The sequence below is a fragment of the Brevundimonas vesicularis genome (assembly GCF_014204545.1).
Classification (GTDB): Bacteria; Pseudomonadota; Alphaproteobacteria; order Caulobacterales; family Caulobacteraceae; genus Brevundimonas; species Brevundimonas vesicularis_B.
On the sequence record NZ_JACHLJ010000001.1, the window covers coordinates 397,554 to 414,362 of the forward strand.

The 16,809-nt window shown below is 66.0% G+C and carries 13 protein-coding genes; 7 read left to right on the forward strand and 6 right to left on the reverse strand.

Going from position 1 to position 16,809, the window contains the following annotated elements; all coding sequences use genetic code 11:
* The first annotated feature begins 18 nt into the window (after window positions 1-18).
* The 3 genes from crtY to HNP47_RS01965 are packed head-to-tail and all read left to right on the forward strand — an operon-like array spanning window position 19 to window position 3,595.
* The gene (gene crtY / locus HNP47_RS01955) at window positions 19-1,185 is read left to right on the forward strand and encodes a lycopene beta-cyclase CrtY (protein WP_184277933.1); all 1,167 of its coding nucleotides are present in this window, start codon (window positions 19-21) and stop codon (window positions 1,183-1,185) included.
* The gene (locus HNP47_RS01960) at window positions 1,185-2,666 is read left to right on the forward strand and encodes a phytoene desaturase (RefSeq protein WP_184277935.1); all 1,482 of its coding nucleotides are present in this window, start codon (window positions 1,185-1,187) and stop codon (window positions 2,664-2,666) included. The genes crtY and HNP47_RS01960 overlap by 1 nt, the downstream gene beginning before the upstream one ends.
* Window positions 2,663-3,595 carry a phytoene/squalene synthase family protein gene (locus tag HNP47_RS01965; protein ID WP_045811647.1) on the forward strand — a complete coding sequence of 311 codons (933 nt, stop codon included), beginning with the start codon at window positions 2,663-2,665 and terminating at the stop codon, window positions 3,593-3,595. The genes HNP47_RS01960 and HNP47_RS01965 overlap by 4 nt, the downstream gene beginning before the upstream one ends.
* 3 nt (window positions 3,596-3,598) lie before the next feature.
* Here the strand turns inward: HNP47_RS01965 and HNP47_RS01970 are convergent, their stop codons facing one another.
* From HNP47_RS01970 to HNP47_RS01980, 3 genes are read right to left on the reverse strand one after another with little or no spacing between them, the layout of a single operon-like run.
* Window positions 3,599-4,666, reverse strand: coding sequence for an ABC transporter permease (locus HNP47_RS01970; protein WP_184277937.1), 1,068 nt, complete (start codon window positions 4,664-4,666; stop codon window positions 3,599-3,601).
* Window positions 4,663-5,580, reverse strand: coding sequence for an ABC transporter ATP-binding protein (locus tag HNP47_RS01975; protein ID WP_184277939.1), 918 nt, complete (start codon window positions 5,578-5,580; stop codon window positions 4,663-4,665). Before HNP47_RS01975 ends, HNP47_RS01970 begins: the two co-directional genes overlap by 4 nt.
* Window positions 5,570-6,466, reverse strand: coding sequence for a polyprenyl synthetase family protein (locus HNP47_RS01980; RefSeq protein WP_184277941.1), 897 nt, complete (start codon window positions 6,464-6,466; stop codon window positions 5,570-5,572). Before HNP47_RS01980 ends, HNP47_RS01975 begins: the two co-directional genes overlap by 11 nt.
* 109 nt (window positions 6,467-6,575) lie before the next feature.
* Between HNP47_RS01980 and fni the strand changes: the two genes are divergently transcribed.
* Window positions 6,576-7,619, forward strand: a complete 1,044-nt coding sequence (gene fni, locus HNP47_RS01985; RefSeq protein ID WP_184277943.1) for a type 2 isopentenyl-diphosphate Delta-isomerase — start codon at window positions 6,576-6,578, stop codon at window positions 7,617-7,619.
* On the opposite strand, the gene HNP47_RS01990 is transcribed toward fni, so the two are convergent.
* A complete protein-coding gene (locus tag HNP47_RS01990) occupies window positions 7,586-8,071 on the reverse strand; it encodes a sterol desaturase family protein (protein WP_184277953.1) in 486 nt (161 codons plus the stop codon). The two genes, fni and HNP47_RS01990, sit on opposite strands and share 34 nt — an antisense overlap.
* 74 nt (window positions 8,072-8,145) lie before the next feature.
* On the opposite strand from HNP47_RS01990, the gene HNP47_RS01995 reads away from it, so the two are divergent.
* Window positions 8,146-8,895: a sterol desaturase family protein gene (locus HNP47_RS01995; RefSeq protein ID WP_184277955.1), complete on the forward strand. Its 750-nt coding sequence runs from the start codon at window positions 8,146-8,148 to the stop codon at window positions 8,893-8,895.
* Between the two features lie 20 nt (window positions 8,896-8,915).
* On the opposite strand, the gene HNP47_RS02000 is transcribed toward HNP47_RS01995, so the two are convergent.
* Window positions 8,916-10,247, reverse strand: a complete 1,332-nt coding sequence (locus tag HNP47_RS02000; RefSeq protein ID WP_184277957.1) for a sigma-54 dependent transcriptional regulator — start codon at window positions 10,245-10,247, stop codon at window positions 8,916-8,918.
* The gene (locus HNP47_RS02005) at window positions 10,247-12,076 is read right to left on the reverse strand and encodes an ATP-binding protein (protein WP_409360138.1); all 1,830 of its coding nucleotides are present in this window, start codon (window positions 12,074-12,076) and stop codon (window positions 10,247-10,249) included. Before HNP47_RS02005 ends, HNP47_RS02000 begins: the two co-directional genes overlap by 1 nt.
* 242 nt (window positions 12,077-12,318) lie before the next feature.
* Here HNP47_RS02005 and HNP47_RS02010 point away from each other — a divergent pair, with 242 nt between their 5' ends.
* The gene (locus HNP47_RS02010) at window positions 12,319-13,671 is read left to right on the forward strand and encodes a dicarboxylate/amino acid:cation symporter (RefSeq protein WP_394353520.1); all 1,353 of its coding nucleotides are present in this window, start codon (window positions 12,319-12,321) and stop codon (window positions 13,669-13,671) included.
* A gap of 62 nt (window positions 13,672-13,733) precedes the next feature.
* Window positions 13,734-16,805: a TonB-dependent receptor domain-containing protein gene (locus tag HNP47_RS02015; RefSeq protein WP_184277961.1), complete on the forward strand. Its 3,072-nt coding sequence runs from the start codon at window positions 13,734-13,736 to the stop codon at window positions 16,803-16,805.
* Window positions 16,806-16,809 lie beyond the last annotated feature (4 nt).

A 16,809-nucleotide genomic window follows, 5' to 3' on the forward strand; every position in this document is an offset into this window, starting at 1 on the left:
GCGTGCCACCTGTCTGCAATGCAGGTCGACGCCTCTGACACTTCCGCGCCGGACCTTTTGCTGGTCGGCGGCGGCCTGGCCAATGGCCTGCTGGCGCTGCGGCTGTCACAGGTCCGTCCTGATCTGGACGTGCGGATCGTCGAGGCTGCGCAGACCCTGGGCGGGGTCCACACCTGGTCCTTCTTCGACAGCGACCTGACGCAAGCGCAGCGCGATTGGATCGCGCCCTTGATGGTGCATCGCTGGCCAGGATACAGCGTCCGTTTTCCTCAGTTCGAACGGGCGCTGTCGACCCCCTATTGCAGCGTCACGGCCGAACGGTTCGCGGCGGTGATCGAGGCGGCCTTGCCCGGAAAGATCATGCTGGGTGCGCCGGTCGCTTCGGTGTCGCCGACCGAAGCGGTACTGGCTGATGGACGGCGTCTGGGCGCCAAGGCGGTGATCGATGGGCGTGGGCCGACCGCGACGCCGGATCTGGCGCTGGGTTTCCAGAAGTTCGTCGGGCTGGAGGTGCGGCTGGCGGCGCCGCATGGCCTGACCACGCCCATCGTCATGGATGCCTGCGTCGATCAGGCCGGGGGCTATCGGTTTCTTTACACCCTGCCGTTCGATGATCGCACGCTGCTGATCGAGGACACGCGCTACACAGACGGCGATGCGCTGGATCGCGAGGCGTTCCGGCAGGGCGTGCTGGATTACGCCCGCGCGCAAGGCTGGGAGATCGAGACGGTATTGCGTGAGGAAGACGGCGTCCTGCCCGTCGCGCTCGACGGCGACATCGGCGCGCATTTGTCGCGGATGGGGCCGACGGCGCTCAGCGGCCTGCGAGCCGGGCTGTTTCACCCGACCACCGGCTATTCCCTGCCGGACGCCGTGCGCCTGGCCGACCGATTGGCGCGGGATTTCGAGCCGACGACGGTCGCCGAGGACATCCGCCGCCATGCGCATGACGTATGGGCCGGACGAGGTTTTTATCGGTTGCTGAACCGGATGCTATTCCGTGCGGCGCGGCCCGATGAGCGATACAAGGTGCTGGAGCGGTTCTATCGTCTGCCCCAGCCTTTGGTCGAACGCTTCTACGCTGCGGGATCCACACTCGCCGACAAGGCGCGGATTCTGAGCGGAAAACCCCCGGTGCCGATCGGCGCCGCACTGACCTGTCTGGTCGAAAAAGGACGTGCGTGATGCGGGCTGCTGTAATCGGATCGGGCTTCGGAGGCTTGTCGCTGGCCATACGGCTGCAGTCGGCGGGCATTCAGACCACGGTGTTCGAGGCCCGCGATCTGGAGGGCGGCCGGGCTTACGTCTTCAAGGACAAGGGCTATACCTTCGACGCCGGTCCCACCGTCATCACCGACCCGTCAGCGCTGGAGGAACTGTTTGAGGCCAGCGGGCGTAAGCTGTCGGACTATGTCGAACTGCTGCCGGTCGCGCCCTTCTATCGGCTGTGCTGGGAAGACGGCGACGTCTTCGACTACGTCAACGATCAGGACGAGCTGGACCGCCAGATCGTGGCGCGCAATCCGGCCGACAAGGAAGGTTATCGCAAGTTTCTGGCCTATTCGCAGGACCTGTTGAAGGAAGGCTATCTGAAGCTGGGCGCCGTGCCGTTCCTGGACTTCGCCAGCATGGTCAAGGCGGCGCCGGAGCTGATGCGGCTTCAGGCCTGGCGGTCGGTCTATGACAAGGTCGCCAGCTATATTCAGGACGAGCACCTGCGCCAGGCGTTCAGCTTCCACTCCCTGCTGGTCGGCGGCAATCCGTTCGCGACCTCGTCAATTTATGCCTTGATCCATGCGTTGGAGCGGCGCTGGGGCGTCTGGTTCCCCCGTGGCGGCACCGGCGCCCTGATCCAGGCCATGGTGCGTCTGCTCAAGGATCTTGGCGGGGAAGTCCGGCTGAACAGTCCGGTCGAGCGCATCACCATGGCGAACGGTCGCGCGACCGGCGTGGTCGTAAACGGCGAGACGCTGGCCTTCGACATGGTCGCCTCCAACGCCGACGTGGTTCACACCTATCAGCGCCTGTTGGGTCAGGAACCGCGCGGTCAGAAGGAGGGCGCCAAGCTGGCGTCGCGGCGTCACTCCATGTCGCTGTTCGTTATCTATTTCGGCCTTAAGCGGGTTCACCCGGAGGTGCGCCACCACACGGTGCTGTTCGGGCCGCGCTATCGCGAACTGATCGCCGAAATCTTCAAGGGGCCGGACCTGCCCGACGACTTCTCGCTGTATCTACATGCGCCCACGCGGACCGATCCATCACTGGCGCCGGAAGGCTGCGACGCCTTCTATGTTCTGGCGCCCGTGCCGCACCTCGCCTCGGCGGACATCGACTGGGAGGTCGAGGGACCGCGCTATCGCGACCGGATTTTGGCCTATCTGGAAGAACGCTACATCCCCGGCCTGACGGCGGACCTGGATACCTGCCGGATCTTCACGCCGGTCGATTTCCGCGACCAACTGAATGCCCACCAGGGTTCGGCCTTCTCGCTTGAGCCGATCCTGACCCAGAGCGCCTGGTTCCGGGTGCATAACCGCGACGATCAGATCCCCAACCTCTATTTCGTGGGCGCCGGCACCCATCCCGGCGCGGGCGTGCCGGGCGTGGTCGGATCGGCCAAGGCCACCGCCGTCCTGATGATCGAGGACGCGAGGCAGCCGGCATGACTGATGCCGTCCTGGATCACAGCCGCCAGTCGATGGAGCAGGGGTCCAAGAGCTTCGCCGCCGCCGCGCGCCTGTTCCCGGCGGCGATCAGGGACGACGCCTGGATGCTGTATTCCTGGTGCCGGCACTGCGACGACGAGATCGACGGCCAGGTGCTGGGCCACGGCGCGGTCGGCATCGATCCGGTGCTGGCCGGCGAGAAGCTGGACGAGCTGCGCCTGCGCACCGCCGCGGCCCTGGCCGGTGAGCCGCAGACGGACCCCGTCTTCACCGCCTTCCAGCGCGTCGCCATGCGCCACGGCATTCCGGCCGACGAGGCGATGGACCTGTTGCAGGGGTTCGAGATGGACGTGGTCGGCCGGCGTTACGACACGCTGGAGGACACGCTGGACTATGCCTATCACGTCGCCGGCGTCGTCGGGGTGATGATGGCGCGGATCATGGGGGTGGACGATGCGCCGACCTTGCGACGCGCTCAGGACCTGGGGCTGGCGTTCCAGCTGACGAACATCGCTCGCGACGTGGTCGAGGATGCGAAGGGCGGGCGCGTCTATCTGCCCGGCGCCTGGCTGGATGAGGCGGGCGTGCCGCGCGATCAGGTCGATCAGCCCCAGCACCGCGCCGCCGTGGCCAAGACGGCCCAGCGTCTGGTGGCGGCGGCCGAGCCCTTCTACGCCTCGGCGCGGTGGGGGTTGCGCGATCTGAACCCGCGCTCGGCCTGGGCCATCGCCACGGCGCGCGGCGTCTATCGTTCGATCGGCCGCCATGTGTCGCGCGCCGGCGTGACCGCCTGGGATGGGCGGACGTCCGTCGACAAGGCGGGCAAGCTGATGCTGCTGGGGCGGGGTGGTCTGATCGCCCTGTGGTGCAAGACGCTGGACGCCTGGCGCGAGCCGCCGCCGCGCCCGGCGTTGTGGACCCACGTCTGACGATCAGCGGGCGGCGCGCCGCCTCTCCAACATCAGGGCGATCGCAAGGCCGCCTGCGCCCAGGCCGGCCATGACCGCCCAGGCGGCGATGACGGTCGACGTGAATTCGCCGCGCCAGATCACGGCCTGATAGGCCTCGATCGCCCAGGCGTGGGGCGTGATCCAGCCGAGGTCGCGGAAGGCCTCGGGCATCAAAAAGCGCGGCGCCATCGATCCGCCCAGAGCGGCCAGAAGCAGGACGACGAAGGTCGTCAGCGGCTGGGCTTGCTCACGCGATCGACACGCCGCCGTCAGGGCCAGGGCCAGGCCAGCGGCGCAGAAACCGACCGCCAAGGCGGTGACCGCCGCCGCCGCCATCTGCCAGGGCTCCAAGTCGGGCAGCTTGACCCAGGCGGCGACGAAGACCGCCGCCGACTGCATCACGCCCACCCCCGTCAGCCAGGCCGCGCGTCCGGCCAGGATGGGCGCGAGGCCGCCGCGCGCCAGGGCCAGGCGTGATTGGAGGCCGGACCGCCGCTCGTCCAGCCCGCCCATGGCCCCGTGCATGGCGGCGAAGAAGACGAACATGACGCTGACCGCGCCCGCATAATAGGTCGCCTGCACATCACCCTGGGGACCGATCTGGAGGGTCTGAACGCGCGACGCGGGTCGTGCGACCTGACCCGACAGGGCGGCGGCCATCGGCTCCAGCCGCGCCTGAAGCGCCGACGCCGCCACGTCCCGGCCGGCGGCGGAAACGATCACCAGCTTTGGCGGTCCCTGCGGCGAGGGACGGATCAGTATGCCCGCGTCGGCGCGACCGTCGATGACGGCGCGATCGAAGGCCTCGCGATCATCGATGATGCGAAGACGCGCGCCCATGTCCGTCGACACCGCCTCGCGGATCGCCGCCGTCGCGGGCGTGCGCGACGCGTCGTGCAGCACCACGGTCGTGTCGATGTCGCCGCGCGCGCCCGCGCCGAAGATCGCCGCAAACAGCAGATAGACCAGGGGCGGCAACAGCAGGGTCAGGATCACCCCCGCGCGGTCGCGCCAGAACCCTCTCGCCCAGGCGCCCGCCACCGCCATCATGACGGAGCCTGCGACAGCTGTGCGACCAGATCGTCCAGGCCGGGGCGGCGCACGGCGACCTCGCCATCCTCGCCATCGACCACGGCGGCCAGCATCTGGGCGATGGCCAGCGCGTCTTCGCAGAGCCGCCGCCACTCCAGGCGATCCTCGGACGCGGTCAACCCCGCCTGGGCGAACCATTGGGCGGCAGGGTCCGACGCCGGTCGGGTCAGGCGAATGCTGAGCAGCCGGGCCGAGCCGAAGGCGCGATGAAGCAGGGCGTTCGGCGCGCCTTCCGTCAGCAGTCGTCCCTGCGCCAGGACACCGATCCGGTCGGCCGTATCGGCGACGAAGATGGCGTCGTGACTGATCAGCAGGCATCCGGCGCCGGCCTTTGCGGTTTCGCGCAGCGCGATGGACAGGACGCCGCGGGTCGTCGAATCCACCCCTTCCGTCGGTTCGTCGGCGATCAGCAGGCGCGGTTGTCCCACCAAGGCGGCGCTGAGGTTGGCGCGCCGTTTCCAGCCGCCGGACAGGGTGCGCACCGGCTGGTCCGCGCGTGGGCCGCAGCCGGTCAGGTCGAGCGCGCGGTTCACAGCGGCGCGGCGCTCGCGCTTCGGCACGCCGCATAGCCGCGCTGTGACATCGACGTTCTCGCGTGGCGACAGGGCTGGGAACAGGGCGCTGTCCTGCGGCGCCAGCCCGATGCGCCCGCGTGGTCCGCTGCCCTCACCTAAGACGACACGCCCGCGCCGAGCGGGCAGCAGACCCGAGGCGACACGCGCCACCGTGGACTTGCCCGCGCCGTTCGCCCCGAGCAGCGCATAGACCTCGCCCGCAGCGATGCTGAGGCTGAAGTCGCTCAGCACGGATCCGCCGTCGTAGCCCGCATCGATCCCGCTCAGCGACAGGGCCGGCGCGACGTCAGACCCCAAGTTCGGCCTGCTGGAAAAGGTCCAGGACATAGAGAGCCAGGGGGCTGTCATGGCCGACCGCCTCGACCGCCTTGGCCAAGGATTGTCGCACCGCAGCGCGTGTCCGGCATTCGCCCCACAGATCGACGAAGGTGGTGGTGTCGTCGTCCTGACCCACGTCCTTGCCGACGGCGTCCACGGTCGAACAGACATCCAGCAGATCGTCGCAAAGCTGGAAGGCGAAGCCGATCGCCGCGCCGAAGTCCGACAGCCGCGCCAGATCCTGCGCATCGCCGCCGCCGAGCAGACCGCCGCCGCGCACGGTGGCCACGAACAGAGCGCTGGTTTTCAGATCGTTGATCTGGCGCAAGGCGGTTTCGTCGCGATCCCTCGCGTCATCGCGCAGGTCGCGCATCTGGCCCTCGGACAGACCATCGAAGCCGATCGCCTGCGTCAAAAGGTCCAGGGACGCCAGTCGCGTTTCCGCCGGCGCCGGGGTCTGCAGCACCAGACGTGTCGCCTGGTTCAACAGGGCCACGGCCGCCAGAACAGCCGTATCCTCGCCGTGGCGTTGGTGCAGGGTCGGCTGGCCCCGACGTAGCGAGGCGTCGTCCATGCAAGGCAGATCGTCCAGAACCAATGACGCGGCATGAACCATTTCAAGCGCGCAGGCATAGTCCAGGGCGTCTTCCGGCTCGCCGCCGACATGCGCCGCCGCTAGCATGGCCAGCACCGGCCGGACGCGTTTTCCCTGTCCCAGCAAGGCCTCGCGGGCTGCTGTGGACAGCAGCCCGTCATGCGCCGGGGCAACCTCAGCCAGACGCGCCTGAACCTGCAGACGCAGATCGTCGGGGTCGCAAGATGCGCCCGCCAGAGGCGTCTGGCGCCGGATGCCGACGATGGCCATACAGATCTCCCACTGTCGCCGACGTCGCGTTGCGACCACGCGCCGAACCCTTATGATGCCATACGGCATCACGACCGCGTCGGATGCAACCCGCCAGGAGCCGTTTGCGATGTCCACCGACGCCGATGCCTTGATCCGGCGCAAGGACGAACACATCGATCACGTGCGGGCCGGACGAGGCGTCAGCCAGACGACATCGGGTCTGGACGCCGTCCGTTTCGTTCACGACGCCCTGCCGGATATCGATCACGACGCGATCAATCTGGCGACGTGCTTTCTGGGGCGACGGGTCGCCTTGCCCTTCCTGATCAGTTCAATGACCGGCGGGCCGTCGCGGGCCGAGGCGATCAATGCGCGGTTGGCCGAGGCCGCCCAGGCCCTGGGCGTCGTTCTGGCGGTCGGCTCGCAGCGTGTCGCGCTGGAGACCGACGGGGGCTTGGGTCTGGGGCTGGATCTGCGACGCCGGGCCCCCGATGCGATGATCCTGGCCAATCTGGGCGCCGTGCAGTTCGCCCTGGGCTATGGCGCCGACGAGGCGCGGCGGGCCATGGAGATGATCGGCGCCGACGCCCTGATCCTTCATCTAAACCCGTTGCAGGAAGGGGTTCAGCCCGAAGGCGATCGAGACTGGCGCGGCGTGGCGAAGGGTATCGAACGGGTCGCGGCGGCGTTCCCGGACCGCCTGATCGTCAAGGAGACGGGCGCCGGCCTGTCGGGCGGGGTGGCGCGTCGCTTGGCGGACATGGGCGTCGCCGCGCTGGACGTGGCCGGGGCGGGGGGCACCAACTGGGGCCTGATCGAGGGCGCGCGAGCGACGGGCGGTCGGGCGGAAGCGTTGGCCGCGCCCTTCGCCGGCTGGGGCGTACCGACGGCACGCAGCCTGGCAGACTGCGCCCAGGCAGCGCCGGAATTGGATCTGATCGGGTCGGGCGGCATCCGCGACGGGCTGGATGCGGCGCGCGCCATCCGGCTGGGCGCCTGTCTGGTCGGCCAAGCGGCCGGCGTGCTCGAGGCGGCGCTGACTTCGACTGAGGCCGTGGTGGATCACCTGGATCTGATGGCGGCTCAGTTGAGACTGGCCTGTTTCTGCACCGGGTCGGCGGACCTCGCCGCCCTGGCTCAGGCGCCGTTGCTGGAAGCGCCGCGTTTCTGAGACAGTTCGGCCTTCAGCGCCCGCGCCGAACGCACCCACAGAAAGCCGAACGATACGCAGCCCTCGCGTGTCCGCACCGCGTGATGCAGCCGGTGAGCCTGAATGCGCCGCGTCCAGAACCCCGAGCGCCCAGCGACCCCCGTCGGAAACCGGCGATGCACCAGCCCGTCGTGGAAGAAGAAATAGATCAGTCCATAGGCTGTCACGCCCATGCCGATCGGCAGCGCCCAAGGCCAGACGTGCAGACCCAAGGCGACGAAGACGATGGCCGGGGCGGCGAACACCCCCGCAAACAGGTCGTTCTTTTCCAGCACGTCGTCGTGCGGCTCATGATGGCTGCGGTGCCAGGTCCACAGCAGGCCGTGCATGACATAGCGATGCATCGCCCAGGCGAAGACCTCCATCCCCAGGAAGGTGGCGAGGAACAGCAGGATCATCGTCGGCCAAGACATGACTCCATCATAGGCGCTTTGGGGACCGCGCGTCACGACTTGACCCGGCGCGACGTTTCGCCGTCTGTGCGCCCATGTTGAAGGATCTGTTCGTCACCACCCTTGCGCTCAGCATGATCATCGGCGTGCGCTATCTGCTGGTCGGTGTCGTGACCCATGGCTTGCTGTGGGGCGGAGCGGGACGGGGGCGCCAGCTGAACCACCGGCCGCCTATCGCTAAACGCATCCGCGCCGAAGTCATCGCGTCCCTGATCGCCTGCCCGATCTACGCCTTGCCGGCCGCATTCGTCATTGAACTCTGGAAGCGCGGCGGAACAGCGATTTACGACGATCTTCATGCCTGGCCGCTGTGGTGGTTGCCCGCCAGCTTCATCGTCTACATGCTGGCCCACGACGCCTTCTACTATTGGGTCCACCGCGGGCTGCACCACCCGCGCATCTTCCCCTGGGCCCATGCCGAACATCATCGGTCGCGCGACCCCAGCGCCTTCGCCTCCTTCGCCTTTGATCCGGCCGAAGCGATCGCGACGGCCTGGTTCTTGCCGACCCTGACCTTCTTCTTCCCGATCCATTGGGGCGTAGCGCTGGCGCTGCTGACCCTGATGACCGCCACGGCCGTGTTGAACCACGCCGGACGCGAAGTTTGGCCCGCGTCCTGGCTGAAACGCGCCCCGCTGCGCTGGATGATCACCGCCACCCACCACGATGCGCACCACAAACGCTTCAACGGCAACTATGGCCTGTATTTCCAGATGTGGGACCGATGGGCAGGCAGCGAGATTTCTTCCGCTCGGAGGAGGAAGGCTGAGACGCCACCGCTTTGAACCAGGATTGTCGGGCGTTCTCAGCGGAAGTCGGCGGGCTTCAGGCCATGCCGCTGCAACTTGTCGTACAGTGTCTTTCTAGGAACCTGCATTTCGGCCAGCACTGCGGATATGTCCCCACGATGGGACTGAAGCGCGTCGCGTAGCAGTTCGCCTTCAAATCTGTTGACGCGGTCGGGAAGGCTTAAGCCTTCATCAGTCGGGCGGGTTGTGTCATCGAGCGACAAGGCGACGCGTTCGGCGAAATGCGCCAGTTCGCGAATATTGCCGGGCCAATCGGCCTCGACCAACATGCGTCTTACGCTGTCGCTTATAGAGGGCGTATCGACGCCGTGGCGGTCCGCAGCGCGACGCAGGAAGTGGGCGAACAGCAGGGGGATGTCTTCTCGCCGTTCGCGCAGAGGCGGCACGCGGAGTCGCACCACGTTCAGACGGTAATAAAGGTCTTCGCGAAAGGCCCCCGCGCGCGCGGCCTCACCTAGATCGATCTTTGATGAGGCCAGTACACGCAAATCTAAGGCGCGGGGCTCGTTGGCTCCGATCGGATGCACCTCGCGTTCTTCCAGGACACGCAGAATTTTGACCTGAACGGCCAGAGGCATGCTCTCGACCTCGTCCAAAAATAGCGAGCCGTTGTGCGCCCGTTCGACGTGCCCGACCCGTCGGCGCAAGGCTCCGGCGAAGGCGCCGAGTTCGTGTCCAAACAGTTCGCTCTCGATCAGCCCGTCGGGCAGGGCGCCGCAGTTGACGGCGACGAACGGCGCCAATCGTCGTCGGCCGCCGTTGTGCAGGGCGCGCGCAACGGCCTCCTTTCCTGTCCCGGTTTCGCCTTCGATCAGCACGTCCATCCGGGCGTCGGCGATCTGAGCGATGGTGGCGCGGAGGGCGGTGATGGCGCGAGACGATCCGGCCAGGGGCAGCTCCTGTCCGCTGTCCGACGCCATCGCCAGCAGGCGACGGTTTTCCAGGACCAGGCCGCGTTTTTCCAGCGCGCGGTTCAAGCTGTCCTGAAGGCGCTCAAATGGGAAAGGCTTGGCGACGAAGTCGTAGGCGCCGTCCTTCATCGCTGCGACGGCGTCGGTGATGTCGCCATGACCAGTGATCATGATGATCGGCAGGGCCGCGTCCAAAGCCTGCAGGCGGCTAAGCAACTGGCGGCCATCAAGGCCGGGCATCCGCAGGTCGGTGATCACTACGCCCGGGAAATCGGCGTCGATCGCTCTCAACGCGGGTTCGGCCCCTGGAAAAGCGCGGACATCATAACCGTCCAAGGTCAGGCGCTCGACCAAGGCATGGCGGAAATCGGCGTCGTCCTCGATCAGGGCGACCGCAGTGGGGCGGGCAAATTCCATCACGCGATCCTCAGCGTGGCGACGAAAGTGGCTCCGACGTCCTCGTCGACCAAGTCGAGTTCGCCGCCGAAACCGGCGATCAAATCTCGACAGATGACCAGACCCAAGCCGAGGCCATTTGCGCGTGTGGTGACAAAGGGGGTGAACAGTTGGGCGCGCACAGCGGGCGGGACGCCGGGACCATTGTCGGAAATGCTCAATCGAACACGGTCCCTATCCCGCGAGACCTTCAGCGTTAGTCGCGGCCGATCGCAGCCTTCAAGCGCTTCTGAGGCGTTCTTGACCAGATTGACGATCACCTGTTCCAGGCGGAAGCGGTCGGCGCGCACTGTGACGTCTGCGTCGCCTTCGCGGATCAATTCCACGCCGCCCTCGTCCAATCGGCCGCGCGTCAGCAGCAGGGCGCCGTGGATCGCGTCCTCCAGACGGACGATGCCAATTTTGGGATCTGACTTTCTGGAAAAGACCCTCAGGCCTTCGGTGATCGCGCCGATCCGCTGGGTCAGGTCGCTGATCCGCGCCAACGCGCCACGCGCCTTGGCGGGGTCGTCGCGGTCAAGCAGGACACCGGCGGTCTCTGCCTGGGTCTGGATGGCGGCGACGGGTTGGTTGATCTCATGCGCCACACTGGCGACGATCTGCCCCAGGGCGGCGAGTTTGCTGGCTTGAACCAGTTCGTCACGCAGTAGTTCGCGTGCGGTCTCGGCTCGGCGGCGTTCCTCGATCTGGCGATTAAGGGCGGCATTGGCGTCACGAAGCTCGTGGGTGCGTTCGTCGATCAGCCTTTCCAGCTCCAGCCGCGCCTCTTCTTCGGCACGGGCGCGGACAAGGGCCTGATGGCGACGACGCAGGAGCACGGCGATGACGCCTGCCAGCAGGGTGACGATCAGGGCCGCAAGCGCCCGCGCGGTTGCGACGGCCGTCCCAATGGATCCGCGATCCGGCGACAGCAGGTGCAGGGTCCAGCCAGGCGTTTCCGTTGGAATCGTCGCATGCATCCAGCGTTGCTCACGGCCATCGACCGGAGCCTGGATCAGACGCGGTCGGTCGTTGGAGGGCGTTGTGAAGGGGAGGGGGCGCAGGGCCTCGGGTTGAAGCGTCTGATCGGTCAGCGTCAGGCGCCGTCGACGTTCGTCCAACGCTTCGGTGGTGCGGAAACGCCATGCCGGCACGCTGGTGATCAGCACGACGCCGCCGGGATCGACAACATAGGCCGGCTCACCCGACGCGCGCCATTCGGCCTCCAGAGCGGCGAACTCTACCTTGACCACGACGACGCCCACGGCGGAGCCGCTCGACCCGTCAACGCGCCGCGCCAGATAGAGTCCGGGTCGGCCGGACACGGTGCCCAAGGCGAAGAACTCCGCCTGGCCCTGGCGCATGGCGTTGATGAAATAGGGGCGAAACCCGTAGTCGGCGCCGACGAAACTGGTCGGCAGACGCCAGTTGCTGGCGGCGCGTGTCCGGCCGCTGGCGTCGATGATGTAGATGGCGGCGGCCCGTGTCTGACGCGCCAAAGTCTCAAGTTTAAGGCTGACAGGATCGCCTTTCGCAGTCATCGAGGCGCTTAGCAGGGCGGCGATGTCGGGATCGCTCGCCAACGCCAGCGGCAGTGAGCGATGCTTCTCCAGTTCGCTGCGTAGCACGGCCGCGTGCAGGGCGGCCGCCGCCTCTGTCTGCCGAGCCAGTTCGATCTGAGCGTCACGCCGAGCGACCTCGCCCGCCCCGAAAGCCGCCAGGACGGCGATCGTGAACCAAGCCCCCGCCGTTAACGGCCAACGGGAGCGCCAAGGTTTTCGAGCCGAGTCTATGACAGGTGAATGCTGCACATTCCCAGTGTGCGGATAATCGCACGTAAGGGCCAGTCGCCTGGGTGAAAAACCGCACAAATATCTCAATCAACTCTCCCGCTTTTGTAGAAAGTGCCGGTTTATCATAGAGATGGCGGCATTAGATCAATCGCTTTCGCGGTGAGTGTTCTCGTTGGAAGCTCTATCGAACGGAGCGTGGCGAAGACCGCGCCCATCGAGGAGACTGCGGGATCACCCCCGCACATCAGGAGCCCTTCGTGATCTCAGTCCCGTCCGAGGCCGCGCCGGTCGTTCGCCGGCCGTTCTATCGCCACCTGTATTTCCAGGTGCTGATCGCCATCGCGCTCGGCGCCTTGATCGGTCACTTCTGGCCGACCTTCGGTGAGAGCCTGAAGCCGCTGGGCGACGGATTCATCAAACTGGTGAAGATGGTCATCGCGCCGGTGATCTTCCTGACCATTGTGACCGGCATCGCCGGCATGCGTGATCTTGGAAGTGTCGGTCGCGTCGCCGCCAAGGCCTTCGCATACTTCCTGGTCTTCTCGACCCTGGCTCTGATCGTTGGCCTGATCATCGCCAATCTGGTGCGTCCGGGCCATGGTCTGAACATCGACCCGGCGACGTTGAACGCCGGCGCTGTCGAACAGTATGCCGCCGCCGCGCACGAGAGCACGATTGTCGGCTTCCTGATGGGCGTCATCCCCGACACGCTGGTCAGCGCCTTCTCGACCGGAAACATTCTGCAGGTTCTGTTCGTGTCGATCCTGTTCGGCCTCGCCCTGGCGTTGGTAGGAGAGCGGGCCCAGCCGGTGGTCGACCTTTTCGAGACGCTTAGTCTTGCTGTGTTCAAGCTGGTCGCCATCGTGATGAAGGCCGCGCCCATCGGCGCCTTCGGAGCCTTCGCTTTCACGATCGGCGCTTATGGCATCGCATCGATCGCCAATCTGGCCGCCTTGATCGTGACCTTCTACGTCACTGCGATCATCTTCGTCGTGGGCGTGCTGGGTCTGGTGGGCGTCGCCAACGGCTTCAACATTCTCAAGCTGATCCGCTACCTCAAGGAAGAGCTTCTGCTGGTGCTGGGCACTTCCAGTTCAGAGGCGGCCTTGCCCAGCCTGATCTCCAAGATGGAACGTGCGGGCGCCGCCAAGTCGGTCGTCGGCCTGGTCGTGCCGACCGGCTATTCGTTCAATCTGGACGGCACCAACATCTATATGACGATGGCGGCTCTGTTTATCGCTCAGGCGCTGAACATCGAACTCACCATCTGGCAGCAGATCACGCTTCTGCTGGTCGCCATGCTTAGCTCAAAAGGCGCGGCGGGCATCACGGGCGCGGGCTTCATCACCTTGGCGGCGACCCTGTCGGTCGTGCCGGATGTGCCAGTCGCCGGCATGGCGCTGATCCTGGGCATCGACCGCTTCATGAGCGAATGCCGGGCCCTGACCAACTTCATCGGCAACGCCGTGGCCACCATCGTCGTGGCCCGCTGGGAAAACGCGCTGGATCGCGACGCCCTGACGGCCGCGCTGGACGGACATCCCTTGCCGGTGGCGGCGCTGCCCGACCCTGCGGCGGGGCCTGGAGACGATCTGGTTCTCGCCAAGGACTGACGGCGAGAACGACTTTTGAATGACGGGACCGCCGACATAACGACGGCCCGGGAGGAGGAAACATGAAGATGCAATCCAAGTTCGCACTGATGGCGGGCGCGGCCTCGGCTGTCCTGCTGATCTCGGCGGGAGCGGCTCTGGCTCAGGAGGCCACGCCTCAATCCACTCCAGCGCAGGAGGGCGAGGCGGCGCAGGTCGAGGACATCGTCGTCGTCGGCTCTCAAATCCGCGGCGCCTCCACCACGGCGGCTCTGCCGGTGACCGTCGTCACGCAGGAAGAAATCATCGCGACTGGGGCCGTCAGCGGTGATGATCTGCTGCGGTCCATTCCCCAGATGGGCGATGTGCTGTTCTCCAGCGCCAACAATCCTCAAACCTCAAACGCCGCGCGAGGCGACGTCAACTCGGTCAATCTGCGCTCGCTCGGGGTGGGTAACACCCTGGTGCTCTTGAACGGACGTCGGATCGTTCAGCACCCCACCAGCCAAGGGACGTCAGACACCGGCACGGTGCCTGTGCTCAGCTACAACTCCAACGCCATTCCGGTCTCTGGGTTGGAGCGGTTGGAGGTTCTGCTGGACGGCGCCGCCGCCATCTATGGCGCGGACGCTGTCGCGGGCGTCGTGAACACTGTGCTCCAGAAGGATTTCGACGGCTTGGAGATGAAGGCCCAGTACGGCGGCGCCGAGGGCACGCATCGCCGAGAGTTCACCTTCGGGATGTTCGCAGGCAAGGATTTCGAGCGGAGCAATCTGTCGGGCTTCCTCGACTACACCAACCGCACCGCCCAGCAGGCCAGCGACGAGCCCTATACCGCCTCTGACGACCGTCGCAGCCTGTTCGCCAACGTTCCGGGCTATGAGAATTCGACCGACACCGATGGGCGCTCCTCCTATACAGCCTGGGCCAACTTCCAGACGCCGTTCCAGGTCCGTCGAGGCACGACAGCACTGACGACCGGCGCCGGAGCCTTTCACAATCAGCCTTCCAGCTTCGGCTGCACCGCGCCGGTCGGCGGTGATGTGTGCTTGGCCAGCGGCAACATCAGCTACAGCGGCGCCGGCCGCGAGTTGCGCTATGATGGCGCCAAGGGCACGACCCAGTCGCCGGATATTGAACGGTTGAACCTGTTCGTGTCGGGTCATTACGATCTCGACAACGGCGTGACGGCCTTTGGCGAACTCGGCTATTACACAGCGTCGACCCAGAACATTCAGCCGCCGACCATTTTGCTGAACCCGCTCTGGATCCCAGCCAGCAACTACTGGAATCCGTTCGGCCCCGTCACCTTTGCCGACGGGACGCGTAATCCCAATCGTCTCGCTGGCCTGACAAACGTCCCGGCAAGCGGCACGGCCGTTAAGCTGGTTCGTTATCGCTTCAACGATCTGGGCGCCCAGGTGGTGGATGTCGACAACTGGCAGTCACGCTTCTTGGGCGGCCTGCGGGGCGAATGGCGCGGCTTCGATTGGGAAAGCGCGCTGCTGTATTCGGAAGCCGAGGCCACCGACAGCTCGAACGCCGTCAATCTGACCGCGCTTCAGGCCAATCTCGCCCTGTCGACGCCCGACGCCTACAATCCGTTCAGCGGCGGATGTGTGAACGACACCAGCTTCGGCGACTGCACACCCAGTTCTCAGGCCGCAATCGACGCCATCACGACCGACCTGACGCGGGTGTCCAAGACCACGCTGGCGCTGTGGGACTTCAAGGTCAGCCGTCCCGATGTCTTCACCCTGCCGGGCGGACCTATCGGTATGGCCTTGGGCGTCGAGGCGCGCCGTGAGACCCAGCGTGACGACCGCGACGCCGATCTGGACGGCACCAACATCTTCCGCGACAGCGTGTCGGGCGAGATCAGCCAGTCCAACATCGCCGCGGTCAGTTCAAACCCCGATACCTACGGCAAGCGCGAGGTCTATTCGGCCTATGTCGAGTTCGCGGTGCCTGTCGTTTCGCCGGAGATGAACATCCCGCTGGTTCGCAGCCTCGATTTCCAACTGGCCGGTCGATACGAGCACTATTCCGACTTCGGCGATGTGGCCAAGCCCAAGATCGCCATGGCCTGGGACCTGGTCGAAGGCGTGCGCGTCCGAGGCTCGTATTCCGAGGGTTTCCGCGCGCCGAACCTGGAACAGACCAACGCGGCGCAGTATGGGCGTCTGTCGACCAATAACGACTACATCCGCTGCGAGGCCGATCTGCGCCTGGGTCGGATCACCAACTTCAACCAATGTTCGCAACCCGCCAGCGCCTCGCTGCTGGTGTCGGGCAATCCCGAGCTTCAGCCCGAGGAAAGCACCAACCAGTCCATCGGCCTGGTGTTGCAGCCCTGGTTCATTCCCGAGCAGTTCGGCCGCTTCACCTTCACGCTCGACCGCTGGAAGATCGAGCAGGAGAAGATCGTCGGTCTGCTGGGCGCGCAGTCGAACGTCGTGCTGGACTATCTGAACATCCTGAACGGCACGCGGAACGACAACGTCAACCGTGCGGCGGTGACGGCCGACGATATCGCCTTCTTCCAGGGCAGCGGGATCACGCCTGTCGGACAGATCGTCTCGGTCGAAGATCAGTTCATCAATCTGCTGCCGCAGACGGTGGAGGGGCTAGACATCGGTCTTCAATGGCGGCTGCACGGCACGCCGTGGGGCAACTTCCGCGCCAGCGTGAATGCGGCGCATTTGATGAAGTTCGATCGTTCACCTGGCCCCTTGGTCGAGTCGCTGTTCGCGGCGCGTGAAGCCGGTCAGATCAATGCGAATACGCCGCTGCCGATCTCTCAGACCTTGCTGGCGCGCAACGGCCGGCCGGAATGGCGGGTGACGGGCTCGTTCACCTGGTCGCAGGGTCCTTGGCAGGTAGGCGCATTCACCCAATACAATAGCGACGTCACCGAGACCGGCTTCCTCAGCGCCCAGGGCGACCCCTGGCAGGTCGATAGCCAGATCACCGGCAATCTGTATGGTCAGTATGAGTTCGGCGACAACGCCGGCTTCGCGTCGGGCACAACGGTTCGCCTCGGCGCGCGCAACATCACTGACGAACAGCCGCCGCTGACTTCGTCGGGCTATCTGGGTGCGCTCTACAATCCCTACGGCCGCTACTGGTACGCCAACATCTCCAAGACGTTTTAAGAGG

What these genes read in the sequence shown, in the direction of transcription:
- crtY (WP_184277933.1), top strand. Translation starts at nt 19, where the DNA reads ATGCAGGTCGACGCCTCTGACACTTCCGCGCCGGACCTTTTGCTGGTC.
- HNP47_RS01960 (WP_184277935.1), top strand. Translation starts at nt 1,185, where the DNA reads ATGCGGGCTGCTGTAATCGGATCGGGCTTCGGAGGCTTGTCGCTGGCC.
- HNP47_RS01965 (WP_045811647.1), top strand. Translation starts at nt 2,663, where the DNA reads ATGACTGATGCCGTCCTGGATCACAGCCGCCAGTCGATGGAGCAGGGG.
- HNP47_RS01970 (WP_184277937.1), bottom strand. Translation starts at nt 4,666, where the DNA reads ATGATGGCGGTGGCGGGCGCCTGGGCGAGAGGGTTCTGGCGCGACCGC.
- HNP47_RS01980 (WP_184277941.1), bottom strand. Translation starts at nt 6,466, where the DNA reads ATGGCCATCGTCGGCATCCGGCGCCAGACGCCTCTGGCGGGCGCATCT.
- fni (WP_184277943.1), top strand. Translation starts at nt 6,576, where the DNA reads ATGTCCACCGACGCCGATGCCTTGATCCGGCGCAAGGACGAACACATC.
- HNP47_RS01990 (WP_184277953.1), bottom strand. Translation starts at nt 8,071, where the DNA reads ATGTCTTGGCCGACGATGATCCTGCTGTTCCTCGCCACCTTCCTGGGG.
- HNP47_RS01995 (WP_184277955.1), top strand. Translation starts at nt 8,146, where the DNA reads ATGTTGAAGGATCTGTTCGTCACCACCCTTGCGCTCAGCATGATCATC.
- HNP47_RS02000 (WP_184277957.1), bottom strand. Translation starts at nt 10,247, where the DNA reads ATGGAATTTGCCCGCCCCACTGCGGTCGCCCTGATCGAGGACGACGCC.
- HNP47_RS02015 (WP_184277961.1), top strand. Translation starts at nt 13,734, where the DNA reads ATGAAGATGCAATCCAAGTTCGCACTGATGGCGGGCGCGGCCTCGGCT.